At 36.6% G+C, this 19,007-nt stretch carries 19 protein-coding genes and 2 other annotated features; of the genes, 5 read left to right on the top strand and 14 right to left on the bottom strand.

The window, feature by feature from the left end:
- Window positions 1-75: 75 nt before the first annotated feature.
- Both ACQVV1_RS17850 and ACQVV1_RS17845 read right to left on the bottom strand, forming a co-directional pair.
- Window positions 76-765, bottom strand: coding sequence for a 5'-methylthioadenosine/adenosylhomocysteine nucleosidase (locus tag ACQVV1_RS17850; RefSeq protein WP_242251436.1), 690 nt, complete (start codon window positions 763-765; stop codon window positions 76-78).
- Window positions 766-888: 123 nt separating this feature from the next.
- A complete protein-coding gene (locus ACQVV1_RS17845) occupies window positions 889-1,812 on the bottom strand; it encodes an alpha/beta hydrolase (protein WP_242251435.1) in 924 nt (307 codons plus the stop codon).
- Between the two features lie 207 nt (window positions 1,813-2,019).
- Here ACQVV1_RS17845 and ACQVV1_RS17840 point away from each other — a divergent pair, with 207 nt between their 5' ends.
- On the top strand, window positions 2,020-2,781 hold the full coding sequence (locus ACQVV1_RS17840) for a DODA-type extradiol aromatic ring-opening family dioxygenase (protein ID WP_098557105.1): 762 nt from the start codon (window positions 2,020-2,022) through the stop codon (window positions 2,779-2,781).
- 48 nt (window positions 2,782-2,829) lie between these two features.
- On the opposite strand, the gene ACQVV1_RS17835 is transcribed toward ACQVV1_RS17840, so the two are convergent.
- The 3 genes from ACQVV1_RS17835 to ACQVV1_RS17825 form a co-directional block, all read right to left on the bottom strand.
- Window positions 2,830-4,044, bottom strand: coding sequence for a multidrug efflux MFS transporter (locus ACQVV1_RS17835; RefSeq protein ID WP_063222682.1), 1,215 nt, complete (start codon window positions 4,042-4,044; stop codon window positions 2,830-2,832).
- Between the two features lie 167 nt (window positions 4,045-4,211).
- Complete coding sequence (locus ACQVV1_RS17830; protein ID WP_242251434.1) at window positions 4,212-5,063, bottom strand: GNAT family N-acetyltransferase; 852 nt, start codon at window positions 5,061-5,063, stop codon at window positions 4,212-4,214.
- 18 nt (window positions 5,064-5,081) lie between these two features.
- Window positions 5,082-5,798, bottom strand: a complete 717-nt coding sequence (locus ACQVV1_RS17825; protein WP_242251433.1) for a DUF554 domain-containing protein — start codon at window positions 5,796-5,798, stop codon at window positions 5,082-5,084.
- 212 nt (window positions 5,799-6,010) lie between these two features.
- Between ACQVV1_RS17825 and ACQVV1_RS17820 the strand changes: the two genes are divergently transcribed.
- Together ACQVV1_RS17820 and ACQVV1_RS17815 are read left to right on the top strand one after the other, a co-directional pair.
- Window positions 6,011-7,114 (top strand): CapA family protein, encoded by a 1,104-nt coding sequence (locus ACQVV1_RS17820; protein WP_431169286.1) that lies wholly within the window; start codon window positions 6,011-6,013, stop codon window positions 7,112-7,114.
- 52 nt (window positions 7,115-7,166) lie between these two features.
- Window positions 7,167-7,394: a hypothetical protein gene (locus ACQVV1_RS17815; RefSeq protein ID WP_063222678.1), complete on the top strand. Its 228-nt coding sequence runs from the start codon at window positions 7,167-7,169 to the stop codon at window positions 7,392-7,394.
- Between the two features lie 90 nt (window positions 7,395-7,484).
- Here ACQVV1_RS17815 and ilvA read toward each other — a convergent pair whose 3' ends face one another.
- From ilvA to ilvE, 6 genes are read right to left on the bottom strand one after another with little or no spacing between them, the layout of a single operon-like run.
- A complete protein-coding gene (gene ilvA, locus ACQVV1_RS17810; RefSeq protein WP_242251431.1) occupies window positions 7,485-8,747 on the bottom strand; it encodes a threonine ammonia-lyase IlvA in 1,263 nt (420 codons plus the stop codon).
- 31 nt (window positions 8,748-8,778) lie between these two features.
- Window positions 8,779-10,452, bottom strand: coding sequence for a dihydroxy-acid dehydratase (ilvD, locus tag ACQVV1_RS17805; protein ID WP_242251430.1), 1,674 nt, complete (start codon window positions 10,450-10,452; stop codon window positions 8,779-8,781).
- Window positions 10,453-10,498: 46 nt separating this feature from the next.
- Window positions 10,499-11,506, bottom strand: a complete 1,008-nt coding sequence (locus ACQVV1_RS17800) for a ketol-acid reductoisomerase (protein ID WP_431169285.1) — start codon at window positions 11,504-11,506, stop codon at window positions 10,499-10,501.
- 14 nt (window positions 11,507-11,520) lie between these two features.
- Complete coding sequence (locus ACQVV1_RS17795; RefSeq protein WP_242251426.1) at window positions 11,521-11,751, bottom strand: ACT domain-containing protein; 231 nt, start codon at window positions 11,749-11,751, stop codon at window positions 11,521-11,523.
- Complete coding sequence (gene ilvB / locus ACQVV1_RS17790; protein ID WP_431169284.1) at window positions 11,748-13,463, bottom strand: acetolactate synthase large subunit; 1,716 nt, start codon at window positions 13,461-13,463, stop codon at window positions 11,748-11,750. The genes ACQVV1_RS17795 and ilvB overlap by 4 nt, the downstream gene beginning before the upstream one ends.
- Window positions 13,464-13,485: 22 nt before the next feature.
- Window positions 13,486-14,385, bottom strand: coding sequence for a branched-chain-amino-acid transaminase (gene ilvE, locus ACQVV1_RS17785; RefSeq protein WP_063222672.1), 900 nt, complete (start codon window positions 14,383-14,385; stop codon window positions 13,486-13,488).
- A 153-nt stretch (window positions 14,386-14,538) separates the two neighbouring features.
- Window positions 14,539-14,777, bottom strand: a binding site (T-box leader).
- Window positions 14,778-14,844: 67 nt separating this feature from the next.
- Window positions 14,845-15,090 (bottom strand) — a binding site (T-box leader).
- 260 nt (window positions 15,091-15,350) lie between these two features.
- On the opposite strand from ilvE, the gene ACQVV1_RS17780 reads away from it, so the two are divergent.
- The gene (locus ACQVV1_RS17780; RefSeq protein WP_242251422.1) at window positions 15,351-16,109 is read left to right on the top strand and encodes an SDR family oxidoreductase; all 759 of its coding nucleotides are present in this window, start codon (window positions 15,351-15,353) and stop codon (window positions 16,107-16,109) included.
- A 90-nt stretch (window positions 16,110-16,199) separates the two neighbouring features.
- Complete coding sequence (gene msrA, locus ACQVV1_RS17775; RefSeq protein WP_242251420.1) at window positions 16,200-16,736, top strand: peptide-methionine (S)-S-oxide reductase MsrA; 537 nt, start codon at window positions 16,200-16,202, stop codon at window positions 16,734-16,736.
- A gap of 168 nt (window positions 16,737-16,904) precedes the next feature.
- Here msrA and ACQVV1_RS17770 read toward each other — a convergent pair whose 3' ends face one another.
- The 3 genes from ACQVV1_RS17770 to ACQVV1_RS17760 all read right to left on the bottom strand — a co-directional run bounded on the left by ACQVV1_RS17770 (window position 16,905) and on the right by ACQVV1_RS17760 (window position 18,991).
- Window positions 16,905-17,105: a hypothetical protein gene (locus ACQVV1_RS17770; protein WP_242251419.1), complete on the bottom strand. Its 201-nt coding sequence runs from the start codon at window positions 17,103-17,105 to the stop codon at window positions 16,905-16,907.
- A gap of 222 nt (window positions 17,106-17,327) precedes the next feature.
- Complete coding sequence (locus ACQVV1_RS17765; protein ID WP_431169283.1) at window positions 17,328-18,224, bottom strand: RCC1 domain-containing protein; 897 nt, start codon at window positions 18,222-18,224, stop codon at window positions 17,328-17,330.
- Between the two features lie 125 nt (window positions 18,225-18,349).
- Entirely contained in the window at window positions 18,350-18,991 is a 642-nt protein-coding gene (locus ACQVV1_RS17760; RefSeq protein ID WP_431169282.1) for a FusB/FusC family EF-G-binding protein, read from the bottom strand.
- Window positions 18,992-19,007: the final 16 nt, after the last annotated feature.

The following is a 19,007-nucleotide window of genomic DNA, read 5'->3' as shown; positions in this document are numbered from 1 at the left end:
TTTCCTCAACTATTACTCCATTACCTTAAAAAACCTCACTTCAAAAAGTGAGGTTTCTTCTCATACGATATTTCTTTACTGTTTCACTAATGCTAATAACTTCTTAACAAAATGAATGGAATGATGAGAAGCAGAAACACAATTATCTTCAAACACTTCTATGCCAGACGCTTCTTCTGTATCTGTTATTGATCTCACTGCTAAAAACGGAATTGTATTTGCATAACAGACGTGAGCTATACTTGCAGTTTCCATATCTACACAAAGTGGATTGTATTTAGAGATTATTTCTGTACGGCCGCTTTCACTAATAAACGCCTCCCCAGTAACAACTTTTCCAAAATAAATATTTTGGGTAAATTGAGTGTTCTCAATCACTTCACGGCTCAATTCAAGAAGTGTACTATCTGTATTAAAGTACACACTTTCCATCCATGGATGATATTCAGTTAAGATCTCTTCATCAACATCGTGATATGCTATTTCTGTTGAAATTACTGTATCTCCAATTTTCAATACTTTATCAATCGCTCCTGCAACACCTGTTACAATAATATGAGTTACATCAAACTTATCGATTAATATTTGAGTTGCAATAGCTGCGTTAACTTTACATACACCACAATACAATGCAACAACTTCCACATTTTCATATTTCCCACTATGAAACGTTAACATCGCAAGGTTCGTTATTTCCTTATTAGTCATCTCTTCAATAAATGGCATAATTTCATCTTCTGATGGGCCGATAATTCCAAATTTCATATATTCATCTCCTTGAAACTATTTCTATATTTGTTTGAAGCAATTAAAAAAAACACTTTGTCCTTATCTCTAACGAATATATAAATACAAGCCCAAACTACAAACAGTTTGAGCTTAACTTTCTTATCTACTATGCGCATCTAACCACGAAAGCAAATCTTTAAATACTTCATCTCTATTCACTTCATGGAACATTTCATGTCTTCCATTTTCATACAAACGTAGTGTCACGTCTTTCACACCACATTTTTTATAGTTTTCATATACTTCTTTTACGCCTTTCCCCATATCTCCAACAGGATCACGGTCTCCAGAGAATATATGTATTGGAAGATTGCTTGGCGTCTTCTTGTATTCTTCTAGTTTATTTACTTCTAATACACCAGAAAATAATTCTCGATAGAAACTCGTCGTACAAATGAATCCACATAACGGATCCGCAATATATTTATCAACTTGATTATTATCTGAAGATAACCAATCAAAACTTGTACGATTTGGCTTAAAGTTCGAATTAAAGTTTCCGAAAGATAAAAAGTTTAACATCGGACTTTTCGTTTTTGCCCCGCGTAATTTCATTTCGATTGTTGCTACTTTATGACCAATGACTCCTAAAAATCCTGGACTCCCACCAGTTCCTGAAATAAGAAAACCATCATATAATTCGCCTCGAAGTTGCACTGCTCGTCTTGATAGAAAAGACCCCATACTATGACCAAGTATAAATAGTGGACATGTCTGCTCTTCTTTTATCATTTCCGAAACAAAGACCACATCAGACACAGCCTGATTCCATCCTATATCCGGTTCAAAATGACCATAATCTTCTTCTCTTTTTACTGTTTTCCCATGACCTTTATGATCATGCGCATAAACCCCATACCCTGCTTCTAATAACGCATCAATAAAGTCAGTATAAACACCTGCATGCTCTGTCATACCATGTGCAATTTGAATAATCCCTCGCGGATCTCCTTCTGGTAACCACTTGCGTAGATAAATTTCCGATCCATCCAATGCCGTAACGAAACTTTCCTGTACGTTCATTTCGTCAGCCCCCAAATCTTTTATGTATCTATTAAAAAAATGAATATACATTCATTTTTCTTATTATGTATTATATGCAATTGCTTTCATTATGACAAATGCCGCACTTTATCGATTAGCTGTCAAACTATTATGTTGACGAATAGGAAATAAAATTATATAGTTACTTACATAAAGTAACTATTATATTTTTAGGAGGTTTCTATTATGATGCCATCATTATTTTTAGCACATGGTTCACCAATGCTCGCTATTCAAGATACAGATTATACACGCTTTTTAAAAACACTTGGAGAAACATATAAACCGAAAGCAATTGTTATTTTTACTGCTCACTGGGAAAGTGAAGTATTAACGATTTCCTCCTCAGATAACGAATATGAAACAATTTATGATTTTGGAGGTTTTCCTCCTGAGTTATACGAAATTAAATATCGCGCAAAAGGTTCTTCTAGCATTGCATCTATGCTAGAAACAAAATTTAAAAATAAAGGTATTCCAGTCCATCATAATATGACGAGAGGTTTAGATCATGGCTCATGGACACTTCTGCATCGTATGTATCCAGAAGCGAATATTCCTGTCGTACAAATATCAGTTAATCCATTTCTTCCTGCAAAAGAACAATTTAAGATTGGAGAAGCATTAAAAGGACTTGGGCAAGAAGATATTTTAGTAATCGGTAGCGGTGTTACCGTTCATAACTTACGAGCTTTGAAATGGAATCAAACCACACCCGAACAATGGGCAATTGAATTCGATGATTGGATTATTAAACATATGCAGACTACTGATAAAGATGCATTGTTTAATTGGGAAAACAGTGCGCCTCATGCACAATTAGCAGTTCCAAGAGCAGAGCATTTTGTTCCTTTATTTATCGCTATGGGAAGTGGTGATAATAAGGGTGAAGTCATTCACCGTAGTTATGAGCTTGGTACATTAAGTTATCTATGTCTTACATTTTAAAGAAAAGGATGAAGCAATCGTTGCTTCATCCTTTTTTCATTCACTTAGTTAACTAACTTCCAAATGTCGTTTCTCTGATACTTCTTCGTTCTTATTATGAAAATAAACCCAAATGCACGCGATAAATAATAGTGATGAAGTAGAGAAGAACACATATTGGAATCCTGCATGTGCTGCAATTTGTCCACCAAGTACTGGTCCAATCATATTTCCTAAAAACTGAAACGATTGATTATATCCAAATATTCGTCCCGTTACATGGGTTGGTGTATGTTGTTTTAGTAGAGTTTGTACGGAAGGTAATAATCCTGCTTGTGCGATACCTAATAAAAATCGAAGAATTAATAGTTGCCAAGCTGAGGTTACAAATGCTTGCGGAATAAAGATAATTCCTGCAGCAAACAACGCTACAACTAATGTTTTTTGAGGACCGATTTGATCTGATAATCTTCCTAGTCTTGGTGCTGCCAAAATAACTGCTAGCCCTGTCGCTGACATGACTGCCCCTGCAATCATTTCGATATGAGATGTCCCTGCCCCTTCCAAATTCTTTACGTATAACGTAATAATAGGTTGAATTGACATATTCGCAAGTTGAATAATAAATGTTGTTACAAATAAACTAATAATTAAATGCTTTGCTGGAACCATCGTCCATACTTTTTTCGGCTGTGCTTTTTTTGCCTTGGCAGAGTGATTTTCTTCATGTAAGAAGAAAAAGACGATTAGAAAAGAAAGGAATAAAAAAGCTCCTGTAACAAGAAAGACATGGCGCATTCCAATCAATTCAGATAAATAGCCTCCAAGTAATGGTCCAAGTAATGAACCGCTCACGCCACCAGTTGAAATTGTGGAAATCGCCCAACCTGAATGCTCTGTCGGAGTTTCTGCTGCAATAAATGTCATCGCCGTTGAAAGGAATCCAGATACTGCTCCCATCAAAAATCTTAGTGCGACTAATTGATATACATCCGTTACAAACCCCATAAGCGTCATAATAATCGCCATACCAAGGCTCGCGCGAATCAGCATCAATTTCCGTCCATGTATATCACCAAGCTTTCCCCATATCGGTGATACGATCGCACCCATTAAAAACGTTACACCAAATGCCAGTCCCGACCACTGTGCAATACTAGAAGTGCCAGTCACCCCTAATTCCTCAATATAAAAAGATAAGAAAGGAATTACTAGGCTCATACCGGCCGCAGTGGTAAAACAACCTAGCCAACAAATCATTAAATTTCGTTTCCAGCTGGCCATTTTCACACCTTCTTTCATTCGATACCCATTCTACACCCTTTCTTGTAAAAAGTTTAGTAATTTGCTTTATTTGTAAGACTTACTACAAAACCCGCTATTTTCCAGTAAGAATCACTACATCTCTACATTATTTTCATAATAAAACCAACTCCCATATATGGAGTTGGTTACTTATCCAATATTGGTATTAAACGAGCATCACAATTTCTCTCGTAAAACTCAATCGGACCCGCTTGTCCAATAATTGCATATGCATATCCATCTTGCTTCATACTATGTAAACAACGATGTAACAATTGCTTTCCTACACCTTTCACACGATTTTGTTTCGCTGTGCCCATCGGACCAAACAATCCCTTCTTTCCTCTCACTACATCATAACAAGCAAAACCTACTATCACTTCTTCTTGTTCTGCTATGTAAATAGGTAAATTTTCTTTATATGTACGAAACCCATACGCTACCGAATGTAACCAACGTTCACCAAATTCCTCATTGACAAAGCTTGCTAATTTTTCAAAATCAGAAGAGTTAGCCTGTCTAACATGACAAGTTAAATGATTATAAGTAGGAACAAAACATTTTAAATCGACCGCTAAATCTCTTGGCTCAGCTATAATGCGTAATATATCTTTTTGTATTTGTGGATTTTCAATAAACGTATCCGTGCGAAATAGTGCATATATAACATGTCCTTCATTCATTAATACTTGCCGGAAACTTTCCATACGTTTCTTCGCTATTTGTAAAACTTCTAGCATCTTATAAGATAACTTATATTGCCCTATTTTTTTATACTCTTGATTCGTTAAATCAGTTTGTTTTTGTATTGAAAGTTTTTCTAAAAAATCCGTACCTATGTTACGAAACAAATACATATACAACTCGCCACAAATGCCAGTACCTTCTTTACACATACCGATAAACAGATGAACTGGTTGAATGATATTACATTCTGCTTCTTCTGCTGCAATCTTCAATATGTTATGCACACGTTTTGTAAATTGAAATTCCTCCATACGTATCTCCATCCCCTACTACTTTACTATTAAACCGTAACTATAAATAAGTGAAACAATGATTCCAACTACTAATATACCTGGAAGTAAATTTGCCACTTTAATTTTAATAAATCCTAGTAAATTCAATCCAATAGCGGCTATCATAATACCGCCTGTAGCTGTCATTTCCACTATAAATTGATTCATTAATTCTTTCGGGACAACACTATTAATTTGTGTTGCAAAAACTGCAATACCACCTTCATATAAAATGACTGGAATCGCTGAAAACACTACGCCAATCCCTAGAGTTGTCGTTAATATAATAGAAATAAATCCATCGATAATCGCCTTTGTAAATAAAATATCATGATTTCCGCGAATCCCACTGTCAAGTGCACCAAGTATCCCCATCGCACCAATTGCAAAAATAAGAGTAGCTGTTACAAAACCTTCTGATATGCTTCCTTTTCCTTTCGATCCAACTTTATGTTCTAGCCAATCTCCTAACAGTTTTAACTTTCCCTCTAATTGTAGCCATTCTCCGATGACAGTACCAATCACTAAACTTAAAATGACAACAAGAAAATTTTCACTTTTTAATGTCATTTGAAGTCCAAGCACAGTAACCGCTAAACCGATTGCGTGCATTATGGTTCCCTTCATACTTTCTGGAATCTTACTAAATAATTTACCAAGTAAAGTACCAAATATAATACAAATCCCATTTACAACTGCCCCTAATATAACCATATCTCGTTCTTCACCCTTCTAATTCTTTATTTCTATATTTTGGTTTATACATTGATTTACAGGTTATCTATATGTTAACTTAATATTGAGAATATTAACAAATGTTTTTCACTACATAATCCGCATTTTTTTGTATCTGCACATAAACCAATTACTTTTTATAGACTCATTGCTAATTTAATTGCGGGATAAACTCAAAAGGGAAGGTATTTATGAAAACTTTACTAAAACGATTTTTGTTAATAGCCTTTTGCATTACACCAATTGTTGTATTAATTAACTACTCTTTTACTTCAAAAGCGAACGACAAACCCGATTTCCAAAACAAATCTAACAAAACTGCTTCAACAAGCGAGAAGAAAATAGAAGACCCGGAAATTACACTCACCTTTTCTGGTGATACAATGTTCGATTGGCAATTACGTCCGGTAATCGAAAAAAACGGAGCTGACTACCCATTCCAACATGTAAAAGAAGAAATAAAAAAAGCTGATATTTCTTTCGTTAATTTAGAGTCAGCATTTACAACGAAAGAAAAGAAAGCACCTGGACAGCTATTTTGGATTAAAAGTGATCCATCCACACTACAAGCGATTAAAAATACTGGATATGACATCGTAAATATCGGGAATAATCATACACTTGATTATGGTCAAGAGGGATTATTAGATACAATCTCTCATGTAGAAAAATTAAAGTTCCCTTATATTGGCGCCGGAAAAAATGCAAAAGATGCATATACCGCACGAGAAATGACTGTAAAAGGAAAAAAATTTAAATTCCTTTCCTTCGTCCGATTTATGCCTGATTTTACTTGGGTAGCTGATGACAATAAACCTGGTGTTGCGAATGGATATGATTTAAATCTTGTAACAAAAACAATTAAAGAGCAAAAGAAAGATGCAGACTATTTAATTGTCTATATGCATTGGGGTGTCGAAAAATCAAATCGTCCGGTAGATTATCAAAAACAATATGTAAATAAAATGGTTACAGCAGGAGCCGACGCGATTGTCGGAAGTCATCCACATTGGTTACAAGGGTTTGAATATTATAATAACGTTCCTATTGCCTACTCGTTAGGAAACTTTTTATTCCCAAGTTATGTGAATGGAAAAAGTGCCGAAACTGGCGTATTAACTTTAACTTTTAAAGGAAAGGATGTCCAAATGTCATTCAACCCTTACATCATTCGTAATAATCAAATTTTCCCTGTAAATGAGGAGGAAAAGAGAAAAGCTCTACAATATTTACAAACAATTTCAACTGATGTAGAAATTGATGATACAGGGAACATAAAAAACAAACGAAACTAAACAACGCAAGATCTATTTCTCTGTAACATACTTTACAGAATAGGTGATGAACATGCTGAAAGACTTATTAGAAAATGTAAGTTTGTTAGAGAACATTTATAAAATGTCTATTGCGGTTCTACTTTTATGTTCAGTTTTCTCTGTTAGACTTCTAAAAAAAATAAAACGAGAACGAAAACTTACTACTTTTGAATTCACTATGTATGTAATCATTCGTATTGCGATACTCTTTTGGTTAACTAGCTTTATCCTTCTTGAATATGGAAATTATTTAGTTTAATTGTAAAAAAGATAGAACAAGCAGCGTTTCCCTTGCTTGTATCTATCTTTTTTGTTTCAATTACAACTGTATGCTAACCCTTTCCTTCTATTAAATAAGTAAATCAAACAAAACAGGATTTTTATTAAGCTCCACAAATTGAATATTATTTTCTTTAAAACGAGTAATTAATTGCTCATAATCCTCTTTATGTTTTAACTCTACTCCGACTAGTGCTGGACCATTTTCCTTATTATGTTTCTTAATGTATTCAAAGCGCGTAATATCATCTTCTGGTCCTAATCCTTTATCAAGAAATTCTCTTAGCGCTCCCGACCTCTGCGGGAATTCAATGATGAAATAATGCTTTAACCCTTCGTAAATGAGAGCACGTTCTTTCATTTCTTGCATTCTATCAATATCATTATTCCCACCACTTAATGTGCATACAACTGTTTTACCTTTAATTTCATCCCTATATAGATCAAGTGCTGCAATAGAAAGTGCACCAGCAGGCTCTGCTACAATTGCATTTTTCTTATACAGTTCTAAAATCGTCGTACAAACCTTTCCCTCTGGTACTAAAACAATGTCATCAATGACATCTTTACAAGTTTCAAATGTTAACTTTCCTACCTTTTTAACAGCTGCCCCATCAACAAAACTATCTATTTTCTCCAAAGCGACATTTTCATTTTGAAGAAAAGCCTCTTTCATAGATGCAGCTCCCATTGGCTCTACACCAATGACCTTTGTAGCAGGACTAACACCTTTTACATATGTACCAACACCTGATGCTAATCCACCACCGCCGATTGCTGTAAAGATATAATCAACCGATTTCTCCATATCATGCATAATTTCAACTGCCACTGTTCCTTGACCAGCAACGACATACGGATCATCAAACGGATGAACAAACGTCATTCTATTTTCTTCACAATAGCGCTGTGCTTCTTGGAAAGAGCTATCAAATGTATCACCTACTAATACAATTTCCGCAAAATCACCACCGAAAAATTGTACTTGTGATACTTTTTGTTTAGGTGTCGTCGTCGGCATAAAAATTTTTGACGGAATCTTCAATAAATTACACGTATAAGCTACCCCTTGTGCATGATTACCAGCACTTGCACACACAACACCATTTTGTAATTGTTCTTTTGATAAACTTTGAATTAAATTGTACGCACCCCGAATTTTGAAGGAGCGAATCAATTGTAAGTCTTCTCGTTTTACATAAACGTCACAATCATATTTCTCAGATAGAACTGTATCACGTTGTAACGGTGTTTTAATAACGATGTCTTTCATGCAATTATGAGCCATTAAGATATCTTCAATTTTCACTCTTTCCTTTACTTTCTGCACCATTTTATATCATCCTTATCTCTTTTAAATTGGCTCAATCAAAATTCGGAATTTTTAGGACTGCCCCCGTATTCGCCGATGTTACCATTTGCGCATAACGTCCAAGCCAGCCAGTTTTCACTTTCGGTTCTGGTCGTTTCCATTCTTTTTTACGCTTTTCTAATTCCTCATCACTCACTCTTACTTCTAGCAAGCGTTCCTCAACATCGATACAAACGATATCCCCTTGTTCAAGAAGTGCAATCGTTCCGCCCGCAGCTGCTTCTGGTGAAATATGCCCTACTGAAATTCCACGTGAAGCTCCAGAGAAACGTCCATCCGTTAATAATGCAACCTCAGCACCTAATCCCATTCCAGCAATTGCTGATGTTGGTGCTAACATTTCTGGCATACCAGGGCCACCTCTTGGTCCTTCATAACGAATGACAACTACATCTCCTTTTTTCACTTTCCCAAGCATAATGCCAGCAAGTGCCTCATCTTGTGAATTAAAAATAACGCAAGGTCCTTCAAATCGTTTTACTTCAGTTGCACCGCTTTTAATAACTGCTCCGTCTTTCGCAAGGTTGCCTTTTAATATACGCAATCCCCCTTCTTCACTATGAGGGTTTTCGAGAGAGTGAATAACTTCCTTATCTTTAATCTCTGCCTCAGCAATATTCTCTCTTAATGTTTGCCCAGTAGCAGTTATTCGATCAAGATGAAGTACTCCTTCTTTCCGGCTCATCTCTTTCAAAATTGCACTAATCCCACCCGCACGATCAATATCTTCCATATGCCAATTTGAGGCTGGACTTACTTTACATAAATGAGGTACACGTCTTGAAACTGCATCAATACGGTTCATATCATAATCTAGTCCTGCTTCTTGTGCGAGTGCTAGCGTGTGTAGTACTGTATTCGTTGATCCACCCATCGCCATATCAAGTGCAAAAGCATCGTCAATTGCTTCTTCTGTTACAATATCGCGCGGCTTAATATCTCTTTCAATTAAAATTTTCAATTTCTCTGCTGCTTGTTTAATTAACTCTTCACGTCTTGGATCAATTGCTAAAATGCTCCCGTTTCCAGGAAGAGCTAAACCTAACACTTCACATAAACAATTCATAGAGTTCGCGGTAAACATACCGGAACAAGAGCCACAAGATGGACAGCCATGATCTTCAATATCTTTTAATTCTTCTTCTGAAATTTTCCCAGATTGATAAGCTCCTACCCCTTCAAAAACGGAACTCAGATCAACAACTTCGCCTTTAGAGGTTTTTCCTGCTGCCATCGGGCCGCCTGAAACAAACACAGTCGGAATGTTAATACGAAGGGCCGCCATCATCATACCTGGTGTAATTTTGTCACAGTTTGGGATACAAATCATGCCGTCAAACCAGTGTGCATTTACAACCGTTTCTACTGAATCTGCAATAATTTCACGACTCGGAAGAGAATAACGCATACCGATATGTCCCATTGCAATACCATCGTCAACTCCAATTGTATTGAATTCGAATGGGACCATACCTGCCGCACGAACTGCCTCTTTTACAAGTTTCCCAAACTCGTTCAAGTGTTTATGCCCTGGAATAATTTCAATAAAAGAATTACAAATTGCTATGAAAGGCTTATCAAAATCTTCATCTTTCAAACCAGTTGCTTTTAGTAAACTACGGTGCGGAGCTTTATCAAAACCTTTTTTAATCATGTCACTTCTCATCTTGTCAAATCCCCTCTTACATATTTTTCATTTATACTCTCTTACTCTATTTCTTTACTAATTCTTTCGATGCATGAATCCAGCTCATCATTTCACGAAGCTCTGCTCCCACTTTTTCTAATTGATGATTTTGTTCTGCTTTTTTCATTGCGTTATACGTCGGACGTCCCGCTTGATTTTCTAAAATCCATTTCTTCGCAAATTCTCCTTGCTGGATTTCTGTCAGAACACGCTTCATTTCCTTCTTCGTTTCATCTGTAACAATTCTCGATCCTGTTACATAATCTCCGAACTCTGCAGTATCTGAAATAGAGTGGCGCATGTTCGTTAATCCACCTTCGTACATTAAATCAACAATTAATTTTAATTCATGCAAACATTCAAAGTATGCAATTTCAGGACGATACCCGCCTTCCGTTAACGTTTCAAAACCAGCTTTCACAAGTGCAGTTACCCCGCCACAAAGTACCGCTTGCTCACCGAATAAATCCGTCTCCGTTTCTTCTTGGAATGTCGTTTCAATTACACCTGCACGTGTACACCCTACACCTTTTGCATACGCTAGTGCTACATTTAATGCTGTGCCTGTTGCATCTTGATGTACTGCGACTAATGCCGGAACACCATTCCCTTCTTGGAATACACGACGAACGAGATGACCTGGACTTTTTGGCGCGACCATTGCTACATCTACGTAACTTGGGGGATTAATTTGTCCGAAATGAATATTAAATCCATGTGAGAAAAGTAACATTTTCCCTTCATAGAGATTCTCTTCTACTTCTGCTTTATACACATGTGCTTGCTGTTCATCTGGCAATAACATTTGTACAACTTGTGCGGTTCGAACTGCTTCTGAAACAGACATTACTTCAAATCCATCTGCTTTTGCTACTTCAAAAGACTTACCCTGCCTAACACCAACTACTACTTCCACACCAGAATCGCGTAAATTTTGCGCCTGCGCATGACCTTGAGATCCATAACCAATTACCGCAACTGTTTTCCCTTGTAATAACTCTACATTTGCATCTTTCTCATAATACGTTTTCATTTTCCATACACTCCTTATAATTTATTTACTTGCAGTACATCAATTAACTTTTTCAGTTGACTAACAAGTAATGTCGCTTCATTTTCAGTACAAACTGCTGTGAGTTTCATTTCAGAAACACCACTAGTATCTTTTTCGTTTAAATGTAAAGAAGAAATATAATACCCACGCCGAGCAAAAATTCCACTTATACGTAATAAGACGCTTGGCTGGTTATGAATAACGAGTGAAAAAGTATGACTCATTCTTCCCACCTCTTCATAATCATTTCGTTATTCCCTTTGTTTGGCGGAACCATCGGAAATACGTTTTCACCTTCTTCTACACAAAAATCAACTACGACAGGACCTTCATGAGCAAATGCTTCTAACATCACTTGTTTCGCCTCTGTTGCATTTGTCGCCCTTAATCCCTTCACTCCATAAGCTTCTGCCACTTTCACAAAATCTGGCGATCCAATCTTTGATTCTGATAAACGATTTTCATAAAACATTTCTTGCCACTGCCTTACCATCCCTAAAAATTTGTTGTTTATAATAAATACTTTTACAGGGATGTTATTTTCAGCAATTGTTTGTAGTTCTTGAATGTTCATTTGAAAAGAGGCATCGCCTGCAATACAAATGACGAGTTCTTCTTCTTTCGCAAGCTGAGCACCAATAGCTGCCGGGAAACCAAATCCCATCGTTCCTAGCCCGCCAGATGTAAGAAAAGTCCGAGGTTTTCTCGCTTTATAGAAGTGAGCAGCCCACATTTGATGCTGTCCTACCTCGGTGGTGACAACCGCTTCACCATTTGTTAATTCACTCACTAAGTTAATAACATGCTGTGGTTTTAACTCACCTTCTTTTTGAATATAGGAAAGAGGGTATTCCGCTTTCCACTCCTCAATTTTCGTAAGCCATTCATGTGTTTGTGTATAAATTGGCATATGTAACAGCATGTGTAACGCTTTTTTTACATCTCCAATAATCGGATAATCTACCGTTATATTTTTATGAAACTCTGAAGGATCTATATCAATATGTACCTTTTTCGAATGCGGAGAAAAGAGTTCTAATTTTCCTGTTACACGATCATCGAAGCGAACACCTAAAGCAAGTAGTAAATCGCATTCTGTTACTGCCATGTTTGCAGCGTACGTTCCATGCATACCGAGCATTCCTAAAAATAATGGATTTCCCGGCGGATATGCACCCAGTCCCATTAAAGTTGACACGACTGGAATACGATTCTTCCTCGCAAATTTGATAAGTTCATCAGATCCACCTGAATGAATGACACCTCCTCCAATATAAAGAAGTGGGCGTTTCGCTATTGAAATTTCTTTAGCTATCTCTCTAAGCTTCATACTGTCTGGCATAGGCTCTAGTTTGTACCCTGGAATCTCAATTACTTCATTATAAAAACTTGTTACTTTTTCATTTTGAACATCTTTTGGAACATCAATTAATACAGGTCCCGGTCGCCCACTTTCAGCGATGTAAAAAGCTTCTTGTACAATACGTGATAACTGATTCACCTCACGAACTTGGTAATTATGCTTCGTAACAGGTACTGTAATTCCGACAACATCAGCTTCTTGAAACCCGTCTTTTCCGATGAGTGGTGTTGCAACTTGCCCTGTAATGACAACTAAAGGAATCGAATCCATATAAGCATCTGCTAAGCCCGTAACTAAATTCGTCGCCCCTGGGCCAGAGGTAGCAAATACTACCCCGACCTTTCCAGAAGCTCTTGCATAACCTTCAGCCGCATGAATGGCAGCTTGTTCATGACGAGTTAATACGTGCTTTAATCCACTTCCGTATAACGCATCATATACTGGCAAAATAGCTCCGCCCGGATAACCGAAAACAGTCGTTACGCCTAATTTCTTTAAGCATTGAATAACGTGTCCTGCTCCTGTCACTTCTTCACACTGAAATTTCTCATAAGTTGTATACTGCTGTTCCATTTCAATTAACTCCTCTCCCTATCTACATTAAGCTTTCCGCCAGTCCTGGAACACGTACGCCTCTTTCTCTCGTTAACTTTTTAAATTCCTCTGTCAATTGTTTCGTTACACTTCCTGGTTTCCCATCTCCAATTTCTCTTGAATCAACCTTTACAACTGGAATTAATTCTGCTGCCGTTCCTGTTAAAAACACTTCATCCGCTACATAAACGTCATGGCGAGTGAATGGTCTTTCATCACACGGAATACTCAGTCGCTCACATAACTCAATAACACTATTTCTCGTAATGCCTTCTAACGCTCCTAAATATGAAGGAGGTGTTAGCACTTTTCCATCTTTCACAACGAAAACATTATCTCCAGATCCTTCACAAACATATCCTTGCTGATTTAACATAAGGGCCTCTAGCACTCCTGCTTGTGCCGCTTCAATTTTTACAAGTACGTTATTTAAGTAATTCATTGACTTAATACGTGGATCTAATGCATCTGGCGTATTACGTCTTGATGCAACAGATACAACACTTAGTCCATTATCATAAAATTCCTGTGGGAATAATTTTAATTGTTCTGCGATGATAATAACGCTCGGTTTCACACAACTTCTCGGATCAAGTCCTAAGTCCCCTTTTCCTCTTGAAACAATTAAGCGAATGTAGGCATCTGCATACTCATTTTTTTGAAGTGTCTGTAAAACCGCTTCTTCCATTTCTTCAACCGTCAGTGGGATTGTAAGTAAAATAGATTTTGCCGATTCATATAATCGTTTTACATGTTCTTTTAAACAAAATACATTTCCACCGTAACTACGAATTCCTTCGAATACACCGTCTCCGTATAAAAAACCGTGATCATATACTGAAACAACTGCCTTTTCTTTTTCTACAAATTCCCCATTCATATAAATGTACTGGTTTCCCATCTCACATCGCTCCTCTTTTTCTCTCTATTTTTGCAATCAATTTCTATATCGATTGCTGAGATGAGTATTTTTAACAGAATATTCAGTATATAAACCTTAAAAATATACTCGTCTCAACAATCGATTACATAATACATACTAGTAGCAATCCATTGCTGAGACGAGGGAATCGTGGTACCACTCAGCTTCCTTACACTTCTCACGAAATGTAAGCTCTGCAAGTCCAATTAGACTTTTGTTTTTCTATCGGAAACAACTCCGCTACTTTTTACTATTTTCAAAAGTAGTGCTCCGAGGTGATCTTCAATGATTCGATTGTTACCACCCTCACAGCCTTGGGGCAGCTCTCTGAAACAATGTATATCATTTACTCTCCTCTTCTACGCATTCTCTTATTCTATTTTTTAAAATAAAAACTCTCGCCTCAGCAATCAACTACTACAATTTAGTAGCTTTGATTGCTGAGGCGAGAGTTTCGCGTTACCACTCAGCTTCCTTATACTTCTCACGAAATATAAGCTCTGTAGGTCCAATTAGACCCCCGTCCTTTTACCGGAGACGATGCCGCCGCTCTCTACTCAGTTTCCCTTTCGCAAGCGATGCTCCGAGGTGATTTTCAACGATTCGATTGTTACTACTCTCACAGCCTAGGAGTAGCTCTCTGAAACGATCATAATCATCTACTTTCCTCTTCTTTGCATATACAACATATAAAGTTAGAAAATTCTTAATTCACTTTTATTTGTTAAACGTATTATAGGACGTTGTTCTTTTCATTGTCAATATGTTTTTCTAAAAAAAAATAAAATTTAATCAATTTAAGAGAAGTATATTTATTTTTTTCTCAAAACAAAATCGGAATGAACTTCTTACAAATACTCATATATTACTTAAGTATGTTCGCATTACTACATAAAGAAAAATAACTTAAAAACATTTAAAATTTATGAGGAGATGAGAAAACTATGTTAAAAGGAAAAGTAGCATTAGTTACAGGGGCAAGCCGAGGAATTGGACGTGCTATCGCAAAACGTTTAGCAAACGAAGGTGCATTAGTTGCTGTTCATTATGGTAATCGAAAAGAAGATGCTGAAGAAACTGTTTATGAAATTCAATCAAATGGTGGATCAGCTTTTTCTATCTGCGCAAATCTTGAATCTTTACATGGAGTAGAGACCCTTTATAGTTCTTTGGATAACGAATTACAAAAAAGAGCTGGTGGTACTAAATTTGATATTTTAATAAACAACGCTGGAATTGGTCCTGGTGCTTTTATTGAAGAAACGACTGAACAATTTTTTGATAGAATGGTTTCAGTAAATGCAAAAGCACCATTTTTTATCATTCAACAAGCTCTATCTCGTTTACGTAACAATAGCCGAATTATTAATATTTCATCCGCTGCAACTCGTATTTCTTTACCTGATTTCATTGCATATAGTATGACGAAAGGCGCTATTAATACAATGACTTTCACACTAGCAAAACAGCTCGGAGCACGTGGAATTACAGTGAATGCAATACTTCCTGGATTTATTAAAACAGATATGAATGCAGAACTCTTGAACGATCCAATGATGAAACAGTATGCTACGACTATTTCTGCCTTCAATCGCTTAGGTGAAGTAGAAGACATTGCCGATACTGTTGCATTTCTTGCTTCTCCAGACAGCCGCTGGGTTACTGGACAATTAATTGATGTGAGCGGTGGATCTTGTTTATAAAAAACATATATTTTCAAATCTTTTTTATTGCGCAATAAAATAAATTGTATAATACTATATAAAACATATATATTTAGGAGGATTACAGTAATGTCCGAAAAAACATACGAACTCGCAACCTTCGCAGGTGGTTGCTTTTGGTGCATGGTAAAACCATTTGATGAACTTCCTGGTATTCATAAAGTACTTTCTGGCTATTCAGGTGGTCATGTAGAAAACCCAACATATGAACAAGTAAAGGCTGGAACATCTGGGCATTTAGAAGTTGTACAAATTACATTCGATCCTTCTATTTTTCCGTATGAAAAATTACTAGATTTATATTGGCCACAAATCGATCCAACTGATGATGGCGGACAATTTTTTGACCGTGGTCCATCTTATCGCACTGCTATTTTTTATCATAATGAAACGCAAAAAGAGCTTGCTGAAAAATCAAAACAAGCTCTTGCTGAAAGCGGTACGTTTAAAGATCCAATCGTAACTGAAATTCGCCCGGCTGCACCTTTTTATGAAGCCGAAGAATACCATCAACATTTCTATAAAAAGAACCCTGAAAAATATGCTATCGAGCAAAAAGAATCTGGCCGTGCAGACTTTATAAAAGAAAATTGGCAAAAAAAATAATAAAAACGCATCGTGCTCTCTTTTCAAAGTGCGATGCGTTTTTATCTTTGAAAAAAGTACCATACAATGATAAAAAAAACAGCTGTTAATGTCCAAAGTATTATCTCGTTTTTCACTCTACTCTTTTTCTGATTCACTTCATCCCCTCCTAGTAACAATTAAACATAGTCAAGACTTCTTTTGTTTAATTGTCCACGTAATAAAAGTAAATAAATCCTTACATATTCTTATAATAAGGCCACCTATTATTCCGATTACACTTGAAATTAATAACATCTGTCCAAAATTAAGAGAAGTTGTATATGTTATGTAGAGAACGATACATATAAGTGAAAGATCCGGTAAAAAAAGTAAAAACTTTTCAAACATTTCTTCAGCTCTCCTATGCTTTATTTATATGTTCTACTGTAACTTTGAAATAAAGTTTGTTCAAAAATTCCATTTAGACCCTTATTTTACGAAAAATAATAAGAATCCCTTTTCAAAAGAGATTCTTATTCAGCAGATTTAAGTTTAATTATTTTCTACATATCCTATTCCATAACTACTCCTAAAATAGTTTAATATTACTAATAATTTATTGTAAATTGACTATTTGCCAGGCAATCGAATGTTGTGCCAGCTACCTACATCGCATTGGCCAAATTCATTATTCCCTACCGCGACCACCGTGCCGTCTGATTTAAGTCCGACCGTATGCGCACAACCAGCCGCTATCGCTACAATATCTCGCCAATCACTTACATTACATTGTCCATACTCATTCCAGCCCACTGCCACCACGGTACCGTTTGATTTAAGTCCGATTGTATGATTCGTACCAGCTGCTATCCCTACAATACCTCGCCAGCCACTTACGTCACACTGGTTATGTTTACCATTCCCCACTGCCGTCACTGTGCCGTCCACTTTCAGGCCAACAGTATGAAGATACCCAGTCGCTACCGCTACAATATCTCGCCAGCTGCTTACATCACATTGTCCATATCGATTATTCCCCACCGCCGTCACTGTGCCGCCCACTTTAAGACCGACTGTATGCCAGTCACCCGCCGCCGTAGCCACAATATCTCGCCAGCTGCTTACATTGCATTCTCCTTCTTTATTTCGCCCCACTGCAACTACCGTGCCATCCGGTTTAAGGCCAATGGTACGACGCCATCCTGCCGCTACCGCTACAATATTATGCCAGTCGTTCACATCGCATTGATCATGCTTATTCCATCCCACCGCTTCCACAGTATTATCACATTTCAGAGCGATTGTATGAGCATTTCCTGTGTTTGTCGCCATATGAACATTTCCCGCTCCGACGGCTTCAATACCGCAACAGCTACTTACATTGCATTCTCCTTCTTTATTTCGCCCCACTGCAACTACCGTGCCATCCGATTTAAGCGCAACGGTATGACCACGCCCCGCTGCTATCGTATGTTTAGGCCACCTTTTCACTTTTAACACCTCTTCTTTCGGTGAAATGTAAGTCATGTTTTACCTCCTTGCATATAAGCAACTATATCTAATTAGATTTTTTTATTAAATTTCATTATGCAGCCTATTATTACTTCTTCAAAAAATAAAACCTCCAGTTTAAGCACTAGAGGTCTTTCATTTTATTTCTTTAATCTCTCAATAAAATCCTGTAATTTATCAAGTGATTTCATATTCCGATTGCAAGCTACACCATCTTTACAAATATAGTTTCCCTTTCTAACGAAAGTTCCTGGTACATCACCTTTAATTTCAACTAAAAACATTCCTACTTCTTCATGCCCATGACATAATGAACAAATGCTTTTTTTATTTAAACTTTGAAATGTTCCTTGCAGACCAACAAACTTATTTTTATCATTTTTCGCTATAATAAATTTCCTGCTTGATCCTTTATCAATCCAGCTTAAATAAGATAATTCTTTCATATCCAGTGTTTCCATGTCAGGAAGTTTTAACTTTTTCGCTTTAGGAAATAGTTTTTTTAATGTTTGTGCTGTAACTTCCTGAAACGGGATGACATACGGATTTATTTTCATTAAGAATGATTCTGCATCTTCTCTATTTTGAACTGTTAATACCGTATCAATTAACTCTTTCTGTTCATCTGTTAAATTCTCAAATACATGTATTATCTTTTCCATCGCAAGTGATTTTAACGCTTGAATTACACCTCTATCATTTGCCGTTGCATGTCCATTTGCTAAAATATAAGCTTGTGACTTTATAAAATTGTATTGATCACTTCTAATAAAAGCTTCCATCTTTATCACTCCATAC

It is taken from the genome of Bacillus basilensis (assembly GCF_050630465.1).
GTDB classification, from domain to species: Bacteria; Bacillota; Bacilli; order Bacillales; family Bacillaceae_G; genus Bacillus_A; species Bacillus_A basilensis.
The sequence above is the reverse complement of the archived record's forward strand: the minus strand, read 5'-3'. Positions and strand labels throughout refer to the sequence as shown.